We start from the raw sequence: 20,876 nt of genomic DNA, 5'->3' as shown, positions 1-20,876 counted from the left end.
TAGCTATCGCAATTTGGCCCAGCCCCTAAGGTAACTGATTCAAATATGCGACAAGCATTTTTTGAAAACAAATATTGTAAATCAAATAATTAACGAGTCTTTTTACAATTATTAAGAGACACTAGTGTAAGTGGGTAAAAAAGTACTATTTGTATTTTATACAAAAAATTGTTTGCTTAATGAAATGGAACATACATTGCCAATGATATTTAATACCTATATATAGGTATTAGATGCGTTTTTATACCCAAAAAATGGTATTTTTATAATCTTTTGTAATATCTAATTTTGCGTCCTAAAATAGATCTTTTATCGAAGAGAGATACAGTTTCCTTATATTTGAACTGGGGCTTCTGTAAAGTGCGATAAATATGAGGCTGGAACGGAGCTATCAGAAGAATTTTGGAGAAAATCCGTTTTTTAACTTAGTTAGATCTATCAATGAAAATATAAGTATTTATCTGCGTTGTATTAAGATATAGCATATCAGAACTACAACCATCCCGTTTTTTATTTAGATTTGCAGTTTGCTTTTAATCACTCAAGATCCGTATTACTATGTATGGAACTTAAATAAAGTACTAATATATATTGGATTTTCCTAAATATAATGCAGTTGCTATATTGTTAGACAACAGACGGTTGAGGTCTGTGAGATTATGCAACGGCACCAACAAAAACAACATGTATTTTTAATAATTTTAGTTTTGTTACACACAATGGTTTGTTTTAATTTAAAATTTACATATAATTTTGCATTATTAATAAATATGATGTTACTTATGAAAAAAGGTATTTTGGGGTGTAATATTATATACTTGTTTATACTTATTTGCATAGGAATTGCCCTCCCTATCAAATCGCAAAACAATTACAAAGTAAAACTTACAGGCACTGTTTATGAGTACGACCACAACAACAAGCGTTTGCCTTTAGAATTTGCAGCTGTGTCTATTCCTGAAATTGCACTAGGGACAACCTCTGATGAAAATGGTAGATACATACTGGAAAACGTACCTACTGGTAAAATTCGTATGCAAATTCAATATTTGGGCAAAGTCTCCATTGACACCTTAATAAATGTAAATAAGGATTTGGTTCTTAATTTTACAATGAGGAATGAGGATTTTAAGTTGAAAGAAGTTACAGTAACTGCAACCAACAGCCGTTCAGGCAAATCCACATCTTCTCACATTTCCCGCTCTGCTATGGACCATATGCAAGCGACCAGTTTATATGATGTAATGTCATTGATGCCAGGTGGAATTTCACAGAATCAAGATATGAGTTCGGCACAACAGATTAACATCCGTCAAGTTTCCAGTTCCAGTGGTCCGGAAGCTCCGATGAATGCTATGGGCACCGCAATAATTCGTGATGGTGCCCCCATCTCAAATAATGCTAATCTATCTGCGATGAGCCCTACGGTATTAAGTGGTACGGAAACACCCGCTTCATTGGCCGGAGGTGCCTCGCCGGCTGGTGGAACCGATGTTCGTAGTATTTCTACTGAAAATATAGAGTCTATACAAATCGTTCGTGGTATCCCTTCTGTTGAATATGGTGATCTGACCTCAGGAGCAGTAATTATTAATACAAAAGCTGGTCGTGAGCCGCTACGTGTCAAAGCAAAAGCCAATCCCAATATCTATCAGGTGTCTATGGGAACCGGTTTTGAACTTGGAAAAAAGAAAGGCGCTTTAAATGTAAGTGCAGATTATGCTTATAATACGAATAATCCAATATCCAGTTACCAGCACTATCAGCGTGCCACAACAAAGTTGCTCTATTCAAATACTTTCTTTAATAATAAGTTACGTACCAATTCCAGCTTTGATTTTATTTATGGTAAGGATCAACGTGAACGTAATCCTGATGATGAACAAACTAAAACAGCTTCGGAAGGCCGCGATATAGGTTTTACTTTGAATACCAATGGTACATGGAATATAAATAAGGGCTGGTTAAAAACACTACGCTATGTATTGTCAGGTACGTATATGGATAAAGACAGTTATTATGAAACCGTATACAGTTCTGCTACATCTCCTTATTCCATGACCACTACAAACGGTGCGGTACTTAGTAACTTTGCAGGTCAGCATATCTATGATGCCAATGGTAATCAAATTACTAATTTTGGACCGGAAGACATAAATCATTATGCTGTTTATCTACCAAGCAGCTATTTGGGACACTATGAGATCGATAGTCGTGAAGTTAATTTGTTTGCTAAAGTGACGAGTTCTCTATTCAAGGCGAGCGGTCATGTAAACAACCGCATCTTGATTGGTGCGGATTTCCGGAGTGACGGTAACGTTGGTAAAGGAAAAACTTATGACCCAAGTACTCCTCCTTATCGTAGTCAATACGGTCATAATTCATCTTTCCGTCCACGTAACTATAAGGATATTCCTTTCATTAACCAATTTGGTGCATATGTGGAAGATAATTTCAAATGGTCCATAAGCGGTACGCATGATTTGAACATTCAGGCTGGTGTGCGTTATGATCATACCTCAGTAGTAGGAGGCATTTTCTCGCCACGTGTAAATGCATCCATTGATTTGATTCCGAATCTATTAAGTCTTCAGGGAGGTTACGGTATTGCTGCAAAGATGCCTTCTCTTCTCTATTTATATCCAGAAAATGCATATTTTGAATATATCAATATAAATGAGCTTACCAATGAAAATATTCCGGAAAGCCAGCGCTTGTTTATGACTACCACAGAAGTTCGGCAAGTAGATAACTCAGATTTGAAGATTGCCCAAAATCATAAAGCAGAAGTCGGTTTTAATTTACGAGTGGGTAAAACCAATCTGAATGTAATAGCTTATAAGGAGCGTCTGAAGGATGGTTATGTAATGAGCCAAACCTTCAACACCTTCAATACATTTATCTACAATGAATACCAGCGCACAGAAAACGGGATAGAGCTTAGTAGTAGCCTACCGGTATTGTCTACTTATGCAAAACCAACTAATAATTTAAATATAGAAACTAAAGGTTTAGAATTTGATTTGAATATCGGACGTATTGATGCTATCCGTACGGCCTTCCAAATAAATGGCTCATGGATGCGTACTAAGAGTTGGCGTCAGGGTTATAGCTTCTATGACAATAGCGAAGATGCTGCTTCAGCCCGTAAACCGGTGGCCATTTATTCTCAAGAAGGCAATGCAAGTTACAAACAACAATTTGTAACGACTTTACGTGCCACTCACAATATCCCGCGTATCGGTTTTGTTGTTACGATGACAGCACAAGCTATTTGGCAGCAGTCTAATTGGAATACATTTGGAAACGATTCTATACCTGTGGGCTATTTAGCATTGGAAGATGCGTCTGTAAATATGTTTCCCAAGGGGAAATATACCACTACCCAGCAAGTAAAGGATGCAGGATATGGATATATGTTGAATAATGTAAGTCATAATAATGCTATAAAAGAATCATACAGTCCTTATTTTTGTTTTAACTTGAATGTAACTAAAGAAATTAGCAATATGCTACGTGTTTCTTTCTTTGCCAACAATATGTTCAGAAGTTATCCGCGCAGAGAATCCAAACGTAATCCGGGTTCATATATTCAATTGAATAACCGATTTTTCTTTGGGCTGGAATTATCACTCACTTTATAATGTTTAGGAAGTTATGAAAAAATATTTAATATATTTGTTTACATTGGCAAGTACCCTTTTGATAGGATGCGATTCGTTCAGGGACATGTCTGGCACAGCAGAAGTGAATCCTATCACAGTGGATGTATATTTGGATATTACCGTTGAAAATATATCCACACTGAAAGATCTGACTGTAAAGTTCGACAATTACGATGAAGATTTACATTATGTAAAAGAAGTAACTGATAATAGTGTGAAAGTTGACGGAATTATCCCCGGAATTTATTCGGTAACAGTATCCGGTACAGCGATCGATACAGAAAACAATGAATACTACATCAATGGCAATTCTGTAAATGCGGCATTATTTAAGCATGGTAGCGCATTGAATATTGAAGTACAAGGGCTTAAAGTGAGCCCATTAATATTCAAGGAGATTTATTATTGCGGTAGCCGTCCGGAAAAAGGAGGAGTCTATTTCCGAGACCAGTTCTATGAGATATACAATAACTCTGCTGACATTTTGTATTTGGACGGTATTTATTTCGCAAATTTAACTCCGGGTACAGCTACCACTAAATTACCTATTTGGCCGGAAGCGGACGGTAATAATTATGCATATGGAGAACGTGTGTGGAAATTTCCAGGAAATGGAACCGAATATCCGTTAGCGCCAGGTGAATCTTGCATCATTTCTCAATTTGCCGCTAACCATCAGTTGGACATCTATAACCCTCAAAGTCCTATAGACGGCAGTAGTTCTGAGTTTGAGTTTAATATGAATAATCCAAACTTCCCTGACCAGGCAGCTTATGATATGCAACATGTTTTCTACCAAGGAAAAGCAGAGATGGGAAGTATACCACAATATTTGACATCCGTATTCGGAGGTGCTTATGTGATTTTTCGTGTTCCTGAAGGAGAAGCTTGGGATCCGGTCAACGATGAAAATATGAAGACAACAGATCTTAGCAAACCGAACAGCAATGTTTATTATGCAAAAATACCTATTAAATATGTATTGGATGCTGTTGAAGCAGTAAACAATGAGTCAAAGATGAATGCAAAACGTGTCCCCGGTGTACTTGATGCAGGTATTACTTGGGTAGGAGCTACTTATTGCGGTTTAGGTATTGCTCGCAAATTGTCCACAGACGAAGAAGGTAATCCTATTATTCGCGAAGAAACAGGTACATATATATATCAGGATACAAACAACAGTACGGATGACTTTGAACGTGGCGTTGTTCCTGTAATGCGTCGTAATGGAGCAAAAATGCCTTCATGGAATCACACATTGTAATAATTAACTAAAAAGACAGAACAATGAAAAAACAATATATGAACTATATGAAAAGCTGCCTGCTGGTAATGATAGCCTGCCTTGTAAGTATGGTGGGAGCGGCACAGGGCTTCTCTCCCGCCGCTATGGAACAATTGAAAACAAGACGACTATGGTCTCATTCACAGAATGCTGCCGGTATGCCATTCGATGATATTCAGAATTATTCGAATGTTATATTGGGATATGACTTACAGGACGGAAACTATTGCCGTCCGCAAGAGGGGCAGAAAGAGGCTATCGTAGGTGTATCCAGTGAAGGCTTTATCAATCTGAAAAATGCATATGTGTGGGGAGCATTTAATTTTGCACAAAAAAATCTGACAGATGCCGGATATAACGCCTCCATTGCCGATCCATTCAGGGGAATGCCTTACTATGTCGCAGACCAGCACTTAAGTAAATGGAGAAATCAATATTACGATCTGAAGTTTCGTGCAGCTACTCCTTTACTTGGTAATCATTGGGCATTGGGGTTGGAAGGTAATTATGTAGCTACATTAGCTGCCAAACAGCGCGACCCGCGTGTGGATACCCGTTTTTATACGCTGGGACTGACGCCGGGGATTACTTACAAGTTGAATAATTCACACAAGTTTGGTGCAAGTTTCAAGTATAGTTCTATCAAGGAAGACTCAAGAATGAGTAATGTCAACTCTTATGTGGATCAGGACTATTATATATTATACGGTTTGGGAACAGCCATAAAAGGAATAGGCAGCGGTGTAACCAGCAATTATATTGGAGACCGTTTCGGTGGAGCTCTCCAGTACAACTTCAGTATGCCCTCTTTCAATTTACTGCTTGAGGGCAGTTACGATGTAAAAGCGGAAACTGTTCAGCAGAGCTATACGACTCCTAAAAAAATAGCCGGTGTAAAAGATAAAACTGCTCATGTTTCTTTAACGATGATTCAGGAAGGAAAGGACTATACCAATTATATGAGAACCACATATACAAATCGTAACATCGATGGTATTCAGTATATTTCTCAACGCGATAACTCTGAATCACAAAGTGGCTGGGTGGAATTATATAATAACATCCGTTCTACGTACAAGGCACAAACCGCTTCTCTTAATTATGCATTAAGCAGAAACCGCGGGAATGAATATAGTTGGAAAGCAGAATTAAATGTGAATTATACCAAGCAAGACGATGAATATTTAATGCCTAATTCTGTACAGAATGCAGAAAATTTATCTTTAGGCTTAGGTGGCAAAAAAAATTTTGTTTTAGGCAATAGTTTGAATCGCAGGCTTTTAATAGATGTTCATGTTGCGTATAACAATAATCTGGGAGGTGAATATGTATATGGTGGCAGCCATGCAGACTATCCAACTGTAACCGAATTACAACAAGGGCTGACTAATTATTATACCTGTGATTACTATCGTATTGGCGGGTCGATAACGTATTCGCAACAAGTCAGAGAAAACAGACGTATGAACTTATTTGCAAAAGTTGTATTCGATCGTGTAAATACCTCTGACTATGATTATGATGGGCGTACTCATTTATCGATAAGTTTAGGATGTAATTTTTAATGCTACATAACGAAATCTATATTACAAAACATGCGTAAATTAATAACTGGAAGTTTGATGCTCTGCAGCATATTATCTCTGCGGGCACAGACATTTGTTAAACCGGCTGTGAAAGTAAAGGACACCTCTTTTGCTGTAATTACAGATAAAGGGACATTTCAGGCTTGTGAAGCCGAGCTTAAAGCCTATCAGGAGATTCTAGGAAAGGAAGGGTTGCCTACGTTCATCGTATACAATGAATGGAATAAACCGGAAGATGTAAAGAAAGTTATTGTTAAACTCTACAAAAAGGATAAATTGGAAGGAGTGGTATTTGTCGGTGATATCCCTATTCCAATGCTCCGCAAAGCCCAGCATATGACTTCCGCTTTTAAAATGGATGAGAAAAACAATGACTGGAGAGATTCTTCAGTGCCCAGCGACCGTTTCTACGATGATTTCGACCTACAATTCGATTTTTTGAAACAGGACAGTGTCGAAAATAATTTCTTCTATTATAATTTGGCTATAAAATCTCCACAGCAAATTCGGTGTGACATATATTCTGCACGTGTCAAAGCTGTTGATAACGGCGAAGAACCGCATGCGCAAATCAGCCGCTATTTTAAAAAAGTGGTGGCTGAGCACCAGATAAACAATAAATTAGACCAATTCTTCTCCTATACAGGTGATGGCTCTTACTCTAACTCATTGACTGCATGGACACCGGAAACCTTTACTATTCGCGAACAAATGCCGGGCGTATTCGATAAAGAGGGACGGGCCCGTTTCATCCGTTATAATTTCAGCGATTATCCCAAGGACGATGTCATTAATATGCTGAAACGCACAGATCTGGACTTGTCTATTTTTCATGAGCATGGTATGCCCGAACGTCAATATCTTTCCGGTAGTCCCGCTACTAATAGGTGGAATGCTCATGTAGATGCAATGAAGTACTATTATCGTGGTTTAGCGCGTAGAAAGCAAAACAACAAAAAGTCTTTCGACGAAATGCTGGATATGATGAAAAACACATACGGTTTGGACACTACTTGGATTGCAGGCTATGATGATCCCAAAGTAATTGCAGAAGATTCTTTACTAGACCTGCGCACCGGTATTATCCTGTCGGAAGTTACAGAGTTTAAGCCTAATAGCCGTATGGTAATTTTCGATGCATGCTATAATGGTGATTTCCGGGAAAAAGATTACATTGCCGGACGTTATATCATGTCGGAAGGAAAATGCGTAACTACTTTTGCCAATTCAGTCAATGTACTGCAAGATAAAATGGCAAACGAAATGCTCGGCCTGTTAGGTATGGGAGCACGAGTGGGGCAATGGGCTAAATTGACGAATATTCTCGAATCGCACATTACCGGTGACCCTACTCTACGTTTTCATTCTATCAATGAGGTAGATGCCAATGCTTTGTTCAAAGAACCATATAGCGAGTCCCGCATGTTGGAGTTATTACAGTCGCCCTATGCCGACATACAGAATTTTGCTTTGCACAACCTTTATCGCAATGACTATCCGGGTATTTCTGATTTATTAAGAAAAACTTTTGAAACTTCCTCGTTCATGATGGTACGTTTCACCTGCTTGGCATTGCTTGAGAAGATTAGTGACAAAAACTTCCGGGAAGTCTTACACTTGGCCATTACGGATTCCTATGAATTTATTCGTCGCACCTCTGTTCGTATGATGCAACATGTGGGACTGAACGAGTATGTTTATCCGCAAATCAAAGCCTATGTAGAAGACAACCTATCCGAGCGTGTGGCATTTAATGTGAGTTTGGGGCTTCAAGTCTTTGATCAGGCAGCCGTACAGGCGGCAATTGATAAAGTAATGGCTGAGACCTATGTGTTGCAAGACAAGGAGGAGATGCGTAAGGTTTTGGAGAATGCCAATAATAGTCGTAGCATGCAAAAAGAGTTATTAAGCAAAGAAACTTCCGAACGTTGGCGCATCCTTTATTGCAATTCTCTGAAAAATCATATGGCACATGCCTGTGTAGACGGCCTCTTGGCTTTACTTACCGACTCCAGTGAAAGTGAAAAGCTAAAAACCTGTTTATTGGAGGCTTTTGCTTGGTTCACTCATTCTTATCGGAAGCCTGACATCCTTCGGGTATGCGATCAACTGAGAAAAGATAAGAGCTTATCCGAGAACCTTCGTGAAGAAGCCGACCGTACATATTACAGACTTAAAAATTAATTGGCCATGATTAAAAAAATAATATATCTGGCATTTCTTTTGCCATTGGCAGGAAATGCACAAACAACAGTCATAAAGCCATTGGTCAAACAACCTACCGCTTTTGCTATCATAACAGATAACCAAACTTATGCAAATACCAAAGATGCCATGCATCAGTACAAAACTGCGGTTGAAGATGATGGTTTGGCAACTTATCTGATCAGCGGTGACTGGCAAAATCCAGATCAAGTCAAACAGATAATCATCAAAACATATCAAGAATGCCCTTCATTGGAAGGTCTGGTTTTAATCGGCGATGTGCCTGTCGCATTGGTACGTAATGCGCAACACATGACTACTGCATTCAAAATGAATGAGAAAGCCTTTCCTTGGGATCAGTCTTCCGTACCTACCGACCGCTTTTATGATGATCTGAACTTAAAGTTTGAGTTCATCAGGCAAGACTCAGTAAATCATCAGCATTTCTACTACAAATTGACAGAAGACAGTCCCCAGCGGCTAAATCCTACTTTCTATTCAGCTCGTATCAAGTATCCGGAAAAAAAGGAAGGGGATAAATATGCGGCCATTGCCTCATATCTGAAGAAAGCTGCTGCTGCCAAGGCAGATAAGCATAATCAATTAGATCGGGTATTCTCATTCAATGGTGCTTCTTACAATTCCGATTGCCTGATTGTATGGATGGATGACGAAAAAGCTTATATGGAGAACTTTCCATTAGCTTTTGGTCGTCAAATGGGATTCAAACATTGGAACTTCCGAATGAAACACCCTATGAAATATAAGTTATTCAGCGAATTGCAACGAAAGGACCTTGACTTATTTATGTTTCATGAACATGGAATGCCAACAGGGCAGCTTATTAATGATGAATTGGCATGCACTGATTTCAATAATCGTTATAAAATGTTGAAGAGTACACTTTATAATGCAGTCATGTCCCATGTTGGAAAACGTGACAAAGACACCTTACGTATTCAGATGCAGGAAAAACGACAAGTGAATGAGGTGTTTTTTAAAGACCTGGACAATCCTAAGTTCTGGGAAGCAGACTCTCTTCACTACGCTGATGAACGTATCGTAACGGAAGATTTAATGAAGAGAAATCTTTCCACTAATCCGAAGATGATAATGTTTGATGCGTGCTACAACGGTTCTTTTCACGAAAACGACTATATAGCAGGACAATATATCTTTAATGACGGTCAGACATTAGTAGCACAAGGAAATACCCGTAACGTATTGCAAGACCGCTGGACTATTGAAATGATTGGTTTGTTGTCCCATGGTGTACGAGCCGGGCAATACAATAAGCTAATCGTATCACTTGAAGGTCATTTGTTTGGTGATCCCACTTTCCGTTTTGCTCCTATCGAAGCCAATACTTTAAGTACCGATATAACAATACACAAAGATGACAAAGCCTATTGGAAGAATTTGTTAAACAGCCCATACGCTGATGTACAAAGTTTGGCCATGCGTATGCTGGCTGACGCCGATACCCAAAAGGAATTATCTCCGTTGCTCCTGAAGAAGTACCGGGAAAGTGGCTTCAATACGGTTCGTATGGAAGCTATCAAGTTGTTGAGCCGTTATCAGGACGACAACTTCATCGAAGCATTACGCGAAGGTTTGAACGATACTTATGAAATGGTAGCTCGCCAAAGTGCCATTTATGCTGGATTTGTAGGTGACGATTCCTTATTGCCCGCTATTGTGGAAGCATTGGTCGAACATAATGAACGCTTACGCGTACAAATGAGTGCCAACAAGGCTTTAAGCCTTTATCCGAAAGAGAAAGTAGAAAAGACAATAGAAGACTTTTATGCAAAAGTTGACCGTTTGAATGAAAACGAAGAGAAAAAACGATTACTAAGAAGCCTGGAAAGAATGTTTGTACAAGAGGCAAAAGTCCATCAGACCTTGATGGATGTAGCTGCACCGGAAGCAAAACGTATCAGTGCAATCCGCAATGTGCGTAACTATACATTCCATTTCCACGTGGATGATTATTTGAATGTAATTCGTGATGCCGGTAATCCACAGGAAGTACGTGTAGTAATGGCCGAAGCATTAGGTTGGTTTACTAATTCTGTACAACGGCCACACATTCTTGAAGAAATAAAGAAGATGCAACAAACAGCCAATCTTCCGGAAGATTTAAAAGCAGAGCTTGAACAGACAATCAAAAGATTAAGTTTATAAATATGAATAAATACATCCTTTTGGCAATTACCGCTTTGTGCTTACAGGATATGCAGGCGCAAACAGTTGTACATCCTAGTATAAAAACAAAGACTACTTTTGCAATTGTAGTCGATCAGAAAAGTTATGATGAAGCGAAAAGTGAAATTGATGCTTATCGTACCAGTATAGAAAAAGAAGGTTTAGGTACTTACTTGCTAATTGATGATTGGAAAAGGCCCGAACCTATTCGTGAGCAACTTGTCAAATTGCATGAGAATGAGAAAACGCCTTTGGAGGGTTGCGTATTTATAGGTGACATCCCTATTCCAATGATTCGTGATGCACATCATCTATCTTCGGCTTTCAAAAGGTCTCCCAAAGCCAATTGGCAGAAATCAAGCGTTCCTTCCGACCGTTATTATGATGACTTCGGATTAAAATTTGATTATATTAAACAAGACAGTTTGATACCTGACTATCATTATATGACATTGCGTGCTGATTCTAAACAGTATATTTCACCGGATATTTATTCGGCCCGTATCCGTCCATTACATTTAGAAGGTGAGAACCGTTATCAGATGCTACGCGATTACTTAAAAAAGGCAGTTGCCGAAAAAGCAAAGCAAAATGCATTTGACCAACTGACTATGGCCCGTGGCCATGGTTACAATTCTGAAGATCCTTTGGCATGGAGCGGTGAGCAAATAGCCTTACGTGAGCAATTGCCGCAAATATTCAAATCGGGTAATACAGTGAAGTTCTATGATTTTAACATGCGCTATCCGATGAAACCATTATACTTGAACGAGATTCAGCGCGAAGGATTAGATGTCATGCTATTCCATCACCACGGTGGCCCCATCATGCAGTATATCAATGGCTATGAAAATGGTTCCGGTATTAATTTGAGTATTGAGAATGCCAAAATATTCTTGCGAAGCAAAGTGCCTTCATACGCCAAGAAACATGGGTGTGAAGCTGCTATCAAAGAATATGCCAAGCAGTATGGGGTGCCTGAAAGTTGGTGTGCGGAAGCTTTCGATGAGGAGAAAATAAAATCGGATTCCATTGTAAACCGTAATATGGATATCTATACTGAAGATATTCGTCTTTTGACTCCTAATGCGCGTTTTATATTGTTCGATGCTTGTTTCAACGGTTCTTTCCATTTGGATGACAACATTGTAGGCTCTTATATATTCAATAAGGGTAAGACCATTGCTACTATGGGATGTACGGTTAACACCATTCAAGATAAATGGCCGGATGAATTTCTCGGCTTGTTAGCTGCCGGTATGCGCATCGGGCAGTTCACTCGTTTTACCTGCTTCTTGGAAAATCATCTGATCGGTGACCCGACTTTTCACTTCACCAATAATGCCGGGCTGGATATGGACATCAACCAAGCTTTAGTTGCGCAGGAAGGAAATGTTACATTCTGGAAAAAACAGCTGAATTCCCCTATGGCTGACATGCAGGCAATGGCGCTCCGTCAATTGTCAATGGCAAATTATAGTGGTCTCGTTGAGTTGCTGAAGAAAAGTTACCACGAATCGAACTATTTCGTTGTGCGGTTGGAAGCATTACGCCTATTAGCTTTGAACTATCCGACAGAGGTTGCCGATGTATTGCAGACAGCCATGAACGACAGTTATGAACTGATCCGTCGTTATGCGGTGGAATACGTTGAAAAGAATTGCAATCCGGAATTGTTGCCGGCATGGATAGAAAGCTATTTATTACGCGGACATGAAAACCGCCATCGTTTCAGAATTTTTAGTGCTATCAACACGTTCGACCATGATATGGCTTTGAATGAATTGAAGAAACAGGCTGCCGATTGGTCTTTCTACGATTCTTCCTATGTGAATGAATTGTTAGAATACCTTCCTCGCCAAAAGAAAGGACTTGAAAGAGATTTTGCACTTATTGACAGTCCGGAAAGTACTACCAAACAGATACAAAGCGAAATAAGTAGGTTCCGAAATAAACCTATTGCTAAAGCTATTGAGCCATTACTGAACATTATAAAAAATGAAAGCCAAGAAGAAGAACTTCGCATATTGGCTGCTGAAACATTAGGCTGGTATAATTTATACTATAATAAAGCAGATATAATCAAAGAACTTAACACATTTAGAACTTCCAATCAAAAGCTAATGAACGAAGTTACCAAAACAATTAATAGGCTGAAAAGTCAAAATAGGTAGAATCATCCAAACGATGAGATAGACCGGATCCAAAGGGCGGTTCTGCCATTCCTGAGCAGCCTGGTTGACTTTGTTCGTGATGATGGAAATAGCTGATGTGGACAGTTCTATCTCATAGATTTCACGCATCTCCTCTTCTATGTCTGACACGCTCATTCCTTTGGCATATAGGGAGATAACAAGTTTTTCTTTAATATTATCGACACTATACAGGGACATTCAGTAAATGTCTATAGTATAACTCCTCAACCAGTTCCAGACACCAATCATTAAAACAGGGATATTCCTAAAATAATAAAATTTATATTACTGTCCGATAAAAATTTTACAAAACCATAAAATTAGGGCTGACTTCATTTGCGAGGTCAGCCCATTTTCGTTAGATTTCAGTCGCCAAACAATAAAATCTAATTATGGGCAAAAGTACACATTTTAGCGGACAGCCGCTCTATTGTCAGGTGATAAAATTACTGGACAAGTCAACAATCCTTCGGTTAAGTCGTGAATCTGGTGGAGAGCACTATGTAAAACGTTTCGACATATGGACTCATCTTGTCGTTATGCTCTATGCGGTCATCATGCGTTTTGATTCCTTACGTGAGATAATTGCTTCCCTACAGGCAGAATCCCGCAAACTTTGTCATTTAGGTATCAGGTTAATGCCTTCTCGCAGTACTCTTTCCGATGCCAACAGACGACGGCCGGAAATTATATTTGAGTCCATCTATCGTGACTTATACACTACATACAGAAATATACTTTCCTCGGACAGCCGCAAGAACAGGGATAAAGTCTGGATGAAGCGTCTTCAGATTATTGATTCCACCACTATCACTCTGTTCTCCAATCTCCTGTTCAAGGGTGTTGGACGTCATCCCAAGACTGGCAAGAAGAAAGGAGGTATAAAGGTACACACTGTCATACACGCCAACGAAGGAGTTCCTTCAGATATAAAGTTCACTTCGGCAGCGACCAACGATTCCTTCATGTTAAGACCGTCAGTACTGAACAAAGGTGACATAATTGCCATGGACCGTGCATACATTGATTATGAGAAACTGGAAACACTCACGCAAAGAGAAGTTATGTATGTAACAAAAATGAAGAAGAACCTGAAATACAACATTATAGAAGACTGTATGTACCAGAATGATAAAGGCTTTATGGAGGTACGTATACAAGATGTAACATTCTCAAAAATGCTGAAGGATGGTACAATTCTGATTCATCATGCCCGTATCATTACCTATGTTGATATTAAAAAGCACAAACTGGTTTCATTGCTTACAAACGATATGGAATCAAATCCAAACGAGATTATAGAAATATACCACAAACGTTGGGAAATAGAGCTGCTTTTTTATGAGAAGCATATCATTATGCAAAGTTGTCGTCAAAGCCGTATTGATATTCAACAAAATATCCATACTACTTCTCGTTTCAACTTTGCATAACGATATCAATGGTTGAATCCTTTCAGCCATTCACGGAGATTCTTATCACGTTCCCAAGCACGGTCAGACTTTATCTCCGGGTTGAGCTCCATATAGGCTTTCTCTAAGGCTTCACGCTTGGCTTTTGAATCTGCCCTTGCATAGGTATCTGTTGTTTGTATTGATACATGGCCTAGTATATCTCTGATATAGACGAGGTTGACTCCAGATTGCAACAAGTGCATGGCCTTGCTGTGTCGGATGCTATGACAACTAAGCCTGTCTGGAATAAGAGACGGATTGACCTTTCGAGCCATATTTGCGTAAATCTTGAGGACGTATGCTATACCTTCCCGAGTCAATTTCTCATGCCTATTGTTGAAGAATAGCGGAGTTCCGAACATATTACTGCTGTCAAGATGGTTCTCCTCCATATACTGCTTCAGGTGATTCACTTGCTCTTTCACCATTGGAACAATCCTTGCTTTGCGACCCTTCCCTAAGATCCTTATCGTGTAAGGCTCACTATCAATGCGAACACAGTCAACAGTCAGATCTGCAATCTCCTGCACTCTTGCGCCTGTGTCGTACATCAGTGAAAGAATAGCTAGATGTCTACGCCCCTGCCAAGTTGTAATATCAGGCTGCTGGAGAAGCAGGCGGACACCTTCTGGAGAGAGGTAGTTCAAGGCTTTCTTCTCAGTTCTCATAGCCTTTATTGACAATATCTTCTGCCATTCTTCGGACTGCTCAATGATATTGTACTGCAGGAAGTCTACAAACGCATGGATGGCAGCCAGCCGGTAGTTCCTTGTGGCTGGAGAGCAGTGCCTCTCATCAAGTATCCAATTAAGGTACCCAAGAACGTTTTGTCGTGTAAGATGCTTGAGACACAGTCTCTCAACTGCAATACCCTTTTGGGTGTGCATGAAGTCGATATATTGGACAAAGGCATCTCTATAAGCAGACAAGGTGTTGGGGCTAACGTTACGTTCATGGGGCAGATACTCAGACAGGAACCGGCTAAGTTGTTTTGCAAAATCTGTCGCTGTCGTCATAAGCCTTGCAGAGTTTTGGGTAAACAAAAGCATTTATTGGAGAGCACCTCTGTTCCATATCTGGATACATCGCGCAGGTTAGGCGAACATACCGCTCCGTTGCCGACAGCGAATGGTGCCCCAGACAGGCAGATAGTATGGGCAGACCAGTATATAAGTCAACACCATTATGATCCATCTGAACCAAGCTGTGAACAGCATAGGTATGTCTTAGGTCGTGTACTCGGGGACCACAATGATTCCCTTTGAATGGGATTCCACATCGGTCAAGCATTTTGCGGAAGAACTGATATACTGCATTAGCATGGAATGAGGTTCCATCCCCCTTAACAAAAAAAGGATGGTCAGGCGCAGAGATTCCGGCAATGGGCATACGATTTCGGTACGTTATGTATTCTGAAATGACACAGCGCAAAGATTCGCTAATAGGAACAATGCGTTCTGTCCCATTCTTAGTTTTCCTTAGATGGATGTACCCATCCTCAAGATGTACATCCTCATTAATCACAGACAATGCTTCGGAGACGCGAGCTCCAGTTCCATAGAGCATCCTTAGTAGAGCTGGCATGGAGAAAAGAGCCGTTCCCATACGAACATCATATAGACGATATGCATCACAGGCTGCAAAGATGTCGGCAATTTGTGATTCCGTGAAGATGTACGGCGTAAAGTCCAGTTGTGGTTGCTTAGGCAGTTTGGTATATAACAGAGACATCCTCTTCTGCTCATCAATGTTGTCAGCTGACGCCAAACAGAGTACTTTGCATAGATGGTACGATTGCAGTCTGCACCTCTTGTCTTGCGCCATTTTAAAATAAAACCAGACGTAATATGCGGATCAGTAATATTCTCAGACAGGGCAAAGTCATCGAACTCCTTCAGTATCCACTTCATACGGAGAGCTCTGATACCAGCGGAGGCCTTTACCTCAAGAAGGCTTCTCATATAGGGAGCCAGGATACTTCTATAGTTGAACCTTTTACTCATAGAACGCTCCTCCTCTCTGCAAGTAGAACCCATCCGTGACAGAAGGCACTGGCAATGCACACTTCATAAGTAACGAGATGTCGATTTTTAAGTATACCATGGTCGTATTTGTTTGTCGGTGTCCAAGGGATTCCGATATAACCGGTAGTGTAGTTTCCTCGTGCAGCATGGCACTGGCCAGAGAATGACGAAGCGAGTGCGGCCCGTGGTGTTTAAGGTGAACATCTACACCGGACTTGACGATGATTTCATTGATGGCGGCACATACACATGCTTTTGTTGCTCCCACAAATGGTGCACGGCTTGAAAGGAATACCTGGCACAGAGTTGATTTGGGGCGAGCATTCTTGAGATAATCAACAATGGCGTACCAACCTCAGTTAAAAGTGGTAGTTGTATAACTTTTTGAGTTTTCTGCATCGTGAGCGTTATTAGGTTGTTATCCCAGTCAATCTCATGGAACTTAAGGTTAGCGATGTCAGACGCCCGAAGACCTAACCGCGAAGCAAGGAGCGTCATTGCATAGTTCCTTTTACCAACAGCACTGCTACGGGGTATTGAGTTCTCGATTTTCAACACTTCTTCTTTGGTGAAGAAGGACGGAACCCTTTCAGGATGCTTGACACGGAACGATTCGAAGAACTGACTGAAGTCTCGGTCTAGAAGACTTTCCTCCTTCCAGAACCGGAACAATACCCGCAACACAGATACAATATTCACCTTGTTGGTTGGATGTGCAAGAACAAAGGACACGATATGCTTTTCAACAATGTCCTCTTTATGACGGATACCCTCCGTTTCAAGATGATGCAGAAATTCACTCAGGTAAAGGCGGTAGTCGCCGATGGTCGTTTTGCTGCGACGTAGATTGGTGAGATGTTGTATCAATTTCTCCATATCTCGACCAAGTTCACCATCTAGGCGATGATAAATGGGAGTGAAACAACGCTTCCGGATATGGCCAGTCTGCAGCATATCATCTAGCACTTGAATACTTCGAATTTTCTCTCTTTCCTGCGGACGGACGGTGCCGTTGTGGTGACAAGTCTCAATGAACATTGCGCCTACGCTTGTTTTGTACATTTTGAGGCCTTGGGCCTCCATGAACGGGACAATGCCGCGTTTCCAGAGTGTCTTGTACACGCCTATACGGTTTCGCGAGTAATTGTTCTCTTGAAAGAAAGCAATGCATTGTCCAATCAGGGTTTGGATTTCTTGTTCCTTCATAACTATTGATATTAAATTACTGGGCTTATGCCCTCATTTAATATAATGTTATGAGAAGTATTTATGTGCATTAAACAATATAAAGTTCATACAATCTGCTTGTTAGAATGAATACCGACCACATAACTTTGCATAATGATATACTTCTCATAAAAAAGCTTATGAGAAGCTTCACATAAGTTCTTCAAGCAGATAAAACAGAATTTTCCCTTGAAATACTTTTATGGGGAAAGTGCAAATGCGATTAAAATACAGATCTGGGTGACACTTATAGCCAATCTGCTGCTTATGGTAATGAAAAAAGGACTGACTCGTTCATGGAGCTTCTCAGGCCTTGCAACCATGATGAGGATTACACTTATGTATTATGTGGATTTCTACAGCCTTTTCAACCATCCGGAAAAGGATTGGGAAACGCTTCTGGACGTGAATCAGAAAGAAGATTATCAACTGTCTATTTTTTGATGGGGCTTGGAATAACAAAATAAGACTCGACCATTGAATATACAATGGCCGAGCGGCATTTTTTATTTTAAATCGATTTTATCGGACAGCAATAATTTCATATCTGTCACTTTGGGGAGTTGTGTATGTCTCATCGCAAGCCGATATGGCTGTAAAAATTTGCCTGGAAGATACTGCATCGCCGCATGAGGTAGCGATGAATCGGAGATGGGTTCAACAAGATTCAGTAAAATCGGTCTTTTTATTGCGGATGAGGGCATATTGGACAAAATTGAAATTGTATGAACAATAATGAAAAAGATTATTGGGGAACCTGGCTTTTTTGTTATCAGAAAACACATATTTAATTCACTGATGCGTGGTTTTTGGATACTTTTGTAGGAAATGATTAACCTCAAAAGTTTTAAATCTTATTATTTATGAATGTACGGAAATTGCGTTTATTGAAATTATCACTTTTATTGTTTTCGCTTGTGTCTACCAACTGCACGGCTGAGGCAAGCGAATGGAACAAAATTGAAATAACTCCCGGTGGAGAGGGAGCTCAGGCAGAGAACCTCAAACGGAAGGTTTTTGAATCCTTGAACCTGGATTATCCGGGACTGGAAAAGGTCAAAGAGCGTTATGAAGAAGGAGATGTAAATGCTGCACTTCAGGAGCTGTTGAAGTATTACCGTTCGCGCAACGGTATCGTGAATCCTTTGATGGATTATCCGAAGACCTTAAGTAAGGGAGATGCTAAAAAAGCGGATGATGCTTTGGAATTAAAATTCTATATCAAGAATTATACGGATAAAAACGGTGAGTCTTACCGTTTCCCAGTGAAGGAAGACGGACAGATTGACTGGTCGTACCAGCCCAGTAAAGAGGGGGAATTCCGCAGTCAGCTGTTTCGCATGCACTGGGTCGTTTCGCAGGGAAAGGCTTATTATGTAACGAAAAATGAGGATTATGTAAAGTCCTGGATCCGGGTATATGGAGACTTCCTCCGTCAATATGCAGTGCCGGAAGGAAAGAGTGAAGGTATGTACGGCTCCTATGGTCCTCTTCCGGTCTGCGAACGTCTTTCTGGTGCTATGGACATGTTCTTCTACAGTATCCAGTCGGCTAACTTTTCTCCCGAATGGTTGTCGGCCTTTTTGGTGGGGCTTGATGAACAGACGGAACATATCCGCAGAAACTACTATTCGTCAGGAGGAAAGACAAATAACATTACAATCGCTCAGGAAGTTACGGTAGAAAAGGCGGGAATCCTCTTCCCTGAATTTAAGAAATCGAAGGAATGGACTGCAGATGCTACCCAGCGTCTTTCGGACGAAATGAAGAGACAGTTTCTGCCCGATGGAATGTTGTGGGAGGTCGACTTGAGTTACCACATCGGTACGGTAGCCAATTTTTATGATGTGGTGGTTTTGGTCCAGGCCAATCATTGTGAAGACATCTTGCCGGCTTTGTATCTGGAGTCCATGCGTAAGTCAACCAGTTTACTGATGAATCTGATGTATCCGGACTATACGCTGGAGGCGTTCAATGATACCCGCCGTACGTGGACGAAGAGTACCATCGTGAAAAACCTGAACAAGTACGTACGGATGTTTCCGGATAACAAGGAGATGCAGTGGGTGGCTACTTCCGGCAAATCCGGGGTGAAACCGACGCATCTGACTCAGGCATTTACTTCATCGGGTTACTATGTCTTGCGTGACGGCTGGGACAAGTCTTCCACCATGCTGATTCATACCAATAATCCGACTGCAGCCTGGCATAATCAGGGGGACAACGGGACTTTCTCTATTTACAGGAACGGCCGTCGCTTCTTCCCCGATTCAGGATGTTATACCTACGATAATGGGGCTACCCGTGAGTGGTACCGGAGTGCCAAGCAACATAATACCCTTACTTTGGATGATAAACCGATCAAGGATGCCGACCGCAATGGAACCTTCTTAAAGATGGAAGAACTGAAGGGGAATACGGCTGTGGTGGTGACTTCGAATCAGAGTTATCCGACCTTGAACCATCGTCGGGCCATTTTCCATGTCGATAGAAAATTCTTTGTCATTGTGGATGAAGGAGTGGGTACTGCTTCCGGCAAGGTGAGTGTGAACTTCCATTTGTGCGAAGGAACGGAATCTGAAGTGGTATACGATTTGGACCAGTGTGGTGCTCATACTGCTTTTGCCGACGGCAATAATATGATGTACCGTACATTCTCTGACAGTCCGATTACTGCCAAAGGCTTTATGGGAAAGGTATCGGAGAACATTCATGTCACCAAAGAACGGAAATCGTATGAAGTCAATATCCAGAAAACCTCGGACAAGACTGCTCGTTTTATCACGGTGCTGCTCCCAATCGATAAGAAACTGGTGGATGTGGCTGCCCAATTTACTGAACCGTATACCGCTGATAAAATAGCCGTAGAGGTGACGGTTGCCGGTAAAAAATATCAGTTGGAATGTAAACTGTAATCCGGGTATTCGCCTGCGGTTAATATAATGGTTTCTGCAACTTTTTCTTTTACTGTCCTTGCTTTCAATCAGGAGAAGGGACTATATAGAGAAAAAGTTGCAGATTTTTTTG

12 protein-coding genes and 2 pseudogenes are annotated in these 20,876 nt (G+C 40.6%); 9 read left to right on the top strand and 5 right to left on the bottom strand.

The genetic code is table 11. The annotated features are described in order from the left end of the window. Positions 1-773: 773 nt before the first annotated feature. Genes H3001_RS13950 through H3001_RS13925 form a run of 6 tightly spaced genes read left to right on the top strand, consistent with a single transcriptional unit; the run spans position 774 to position 13,123 of the window. Positions 774-3,644 carry a TonB-dependent receptor gene (locus H3001_RS13950; RefSeq protein WP_004311273.1) on the top strand — a complete coding sequence of 957 codons (2,871 nt, stop codon included), beginning with the start codon at positions 774-776 and terminating at the stop codon, positions 3,642-3,644. A gap of 13 nt (positions 3,645-3,657) precedes the next feature. Then, positions 3,658-4,929 carry a DUF4876 domain-containing protein gene (locus H3001_RS13945; RefSeq protein WP_004312956.1) on the top strand — a complete coding sequence of 424 codons (1,272 nt, stop codon included), beginning with the start codon at positions 3,658-3,660 and terminating at the stop codon, positions 4,927-4,929. Positions 4,930-4,952: 23 nt separating this feature from the next. Next, complete coding sequence (locus H3001_RS13940) at positions 4,953-6,515, top strand: DUF6850 family outer membrane beta-barrel protein (protein WP_004327091.1); 1,563 nt, start codon at positions 4,953-4,955, stop codon at positions 6,513-6,515. Positions 6,516-6,545: 30 nt separating this feature from the next. After that, a complete protein-coding gene (locus H3001_RS13935; RefSeq protein ID WP_005829319.1) occupies positions 6,546-8,720 on the top strand; it encodes a HEAT repeat domain-containing protein in 2,175 nt (724 codons plus the stop codon). A gap of 6 nt (positions 8,721-8,726) precedes the next feature. Continuing rightward, entirely contained in the window at positions 8,727-10,928 is a 2,202-nt protein-coding gene (locus H3001_RS13930) for a HEAT repeat domain-containing protein (protein ID WP_004311266.1), read from the top strand. A gap of 2 nt (positions 10,929-10,930) precedes the next feature. After that, entirely contained in the window at positions 10,931-13,123 is a 2,193-nt protein-coding gene (locus tag H3001_RS13925; RefSeq protein WP_181215253.1) for a HEAT repeat domain-containing protein, read from the top strand. Between the two features lie 3 nt (positions 13,124-13,126). Here the strand turns inward: H3001_RS13925 and H3001_RS13920 are convergent. Further along, a pseudogene (locus tag H3001_RS13920) lies at positions 13,127-13,300 on the bottom strand (transposase); the annotation flags it as partial. A 236-nt stretch (positions 13,301-13,536) separates the two neighbouring features. Between H3001_RS13920 and H3001_RS13915 the strand changes: the two are divergent. Then, positions 13,537-14,577 carry an IS4 family transposase gene (locus tag H3001_RS13915; RefSeq protein ID WP_246368601.1) on the top strand — a complete coding sequence of 347 codons (1,041 nt, stop codon included), beginning with the start codon at positions 13,537-13,539 and terminating at the stop codon, positions 14,575-14,577. Positions 14,578-14,582: 5 nt separating this feature from the next. Here H3001_RS13915 and H3001_RS13910 read toward each other — a convergent pair whose 3' ends face one another. The 4 genes from H3001_RS13910 to H3001_RS19635 all read right to left on the bottom strand — a co-directional run bounded on the left by H3001_RS13910 (position 14,583) and on the right by H3001_RS19635 (position 17,828). After that, positions 14,583-15,614 (bottom strand): site-specific integrase, encoded by a 1,032-nt coding sequence (locus H3001_RS13910; protein WP_178265200.1) that lies wholly within the window; start codon positions 15,612-15,614, stop codon positions 14,583-14,585. After that, positions 15,580-16,329: a tyrosine-type recombinase/integrase gene (locus H3001_RS13905; RefSeq protein WP_246368602.1), complete on the bottom strand. Its 750-nt coding sequence runs from the start codon at positions 16,327-16,329 to the stop codon at positions 15,580-15,582. The genes H3001_RS13910 and H3001_RS13905 overlap by 35 nt, the downstream gene beginning before the upstream one ends. A gap of 264 nt (positions 16,330-16,593) precedes the next feature. Further along, on the bottom strand, positions 16,594-16,890 hold the full coding sequence (locus H3001_RS19640; RefSeq protein ID WP_317170779.1) for a tyrosine-type recombinase/integrase: 297 nt from the start codon (positions 16,888-16,890) through the stop codon (positions 16,594-16,596). Beyond that, positions 16,827-17,828: a tyrosine-type recombinase/integrase gene (locus tag H3001_RS19635; protein WP_262890855.1), complete on the bottom strand. Its 1,002-nt coding sequence runs from the start codon at positions 17,826-17,828 to the stop codon at positions 16,827-16,829. Before H3001_RS19635 ends, H3001_RS19640 begins: the two co-directional genes overlap by 64 nt. 183 nt (positions 17,829-18,011) lie before the next feature. On the opposite strand from H3001_RS19635, the pseudogene H3001_RS13895 reads away from it, so the two are divergent. Together H3001_RS13895 and hepC are read left to right on the top strand one after the other, a co-directional pair. Continuing rightward, positions 18,012-18,293, top strand: a pseudogene (locus tag H3001_RS13895) (IS4 family transposase); the annotation flags it as partial. 419 nt (positions 18,294-18,712) lie between these two features. After that, a complete protein-coding gene (hepC, locus tag H3001_RS13890; RefSeq protein ID WP_181215252.1) occupies positions 18,713-20,764 on the top strand; it encodes a heparin-sulfate lyase HepC in 2,052 nt (683 codons plus the stop codon). The last annotated feature ends 112 nt before the right edge of the window (positions 20,765-20,876 follow it).

Source organism: Phocaeicola faecicola (genome assembly GCF_013618865.1).
GTDB lineage: Bacteria > Bacteroidota > Bacteroidia > Bacteroidales > Bacteroidaceae > Phocaeicola > Phocaeicola faecicola.
This window is presented reverse-complemented; position numbering and strand designations above follow the sequence as displayed.

What these genes read in the sequence shown, in the direction of transcription:
- H3001_RS13910 (WP_178265200.1), bottom strand. Translation starts at nt 15,614, where the DNA reads ATGACGACAGCGACAGATTTTGCAAAACAACTTAGCCGGTTCCTGTCT.
- H3001_RS19635 (WP_262890855.1), bottom strand. Translation starts at nt 17,828, where the DNA reads ATGAAGGAACAAGAAATCCAAACCCTGATTGGACAATGCATTGCTTTC.
- H3001_RS13915 (WP_246368601.1), top strand. Translation starts at nt 13,537, where the DNA reads ATGGGCAAAAGTACACATTTTAGCGGACAGCCGCTCTATTGTCAGGTG.
- H3001_RS13930 (WP_004311266.1), top strand. Translation starts at nt 8,727, where the DNA reads ATGATTAAAAAAATAATATATCTGGCATTTCTTTTGCCATTGGCAGGA.
- H3001_RS13940 (WP_004327091.1), top strand. Translation starts at nt 4,953, where the DNA reads ATGAAAAAACAATATATGAACTATATGAAAAGCTGCCTGCTGGTAATG.
- H3001_RS13925 (WP_181215253.1), top strand. Translation starts at nt 10,931, where the DNA reads ATGAATAAATACATCCTTTTGGCAATTACCGCTTTGTGCTTACAGGAT.
- hepC (WP_181215252.1), top strand. Translation starts at nt 18,713, where the DNA reads ATGAATGTACGGAAATTGCGTTTATTGAAATTATCACTTTTATTGTTT.
- H3001_RS13950 (WP_004311273.1), top strand. Translation starts at nt 774, where the DNA reads ATGTTACTTATGAAAAAAGGTATTTTGGGGTGTAATATTATATACTTG.
- H3001_RS13935 (WP_005829319.1), top strand. Translation starts at nt 6,546, where the DNA reads ATGCGTAAATTAATAACTGGAAGTTTGATGCTCTGCAGCATATTATCT.
- H3001_RS13905 (WP_246368602.1), bottom strand. Translation starts at nt 16,329, where the DNA reads ATGTCTCTGTTATATACCAAACTGCCTAAGCAACCACAACTGGACTTT.
- H3001_RS13945 (WP_004312956.1), top strand. Translation starts at nt 3,658, where the DNA reads ATGAAAAAATATTTAATATATTTGTTTACATTGGCAAGTACCCTTTTG.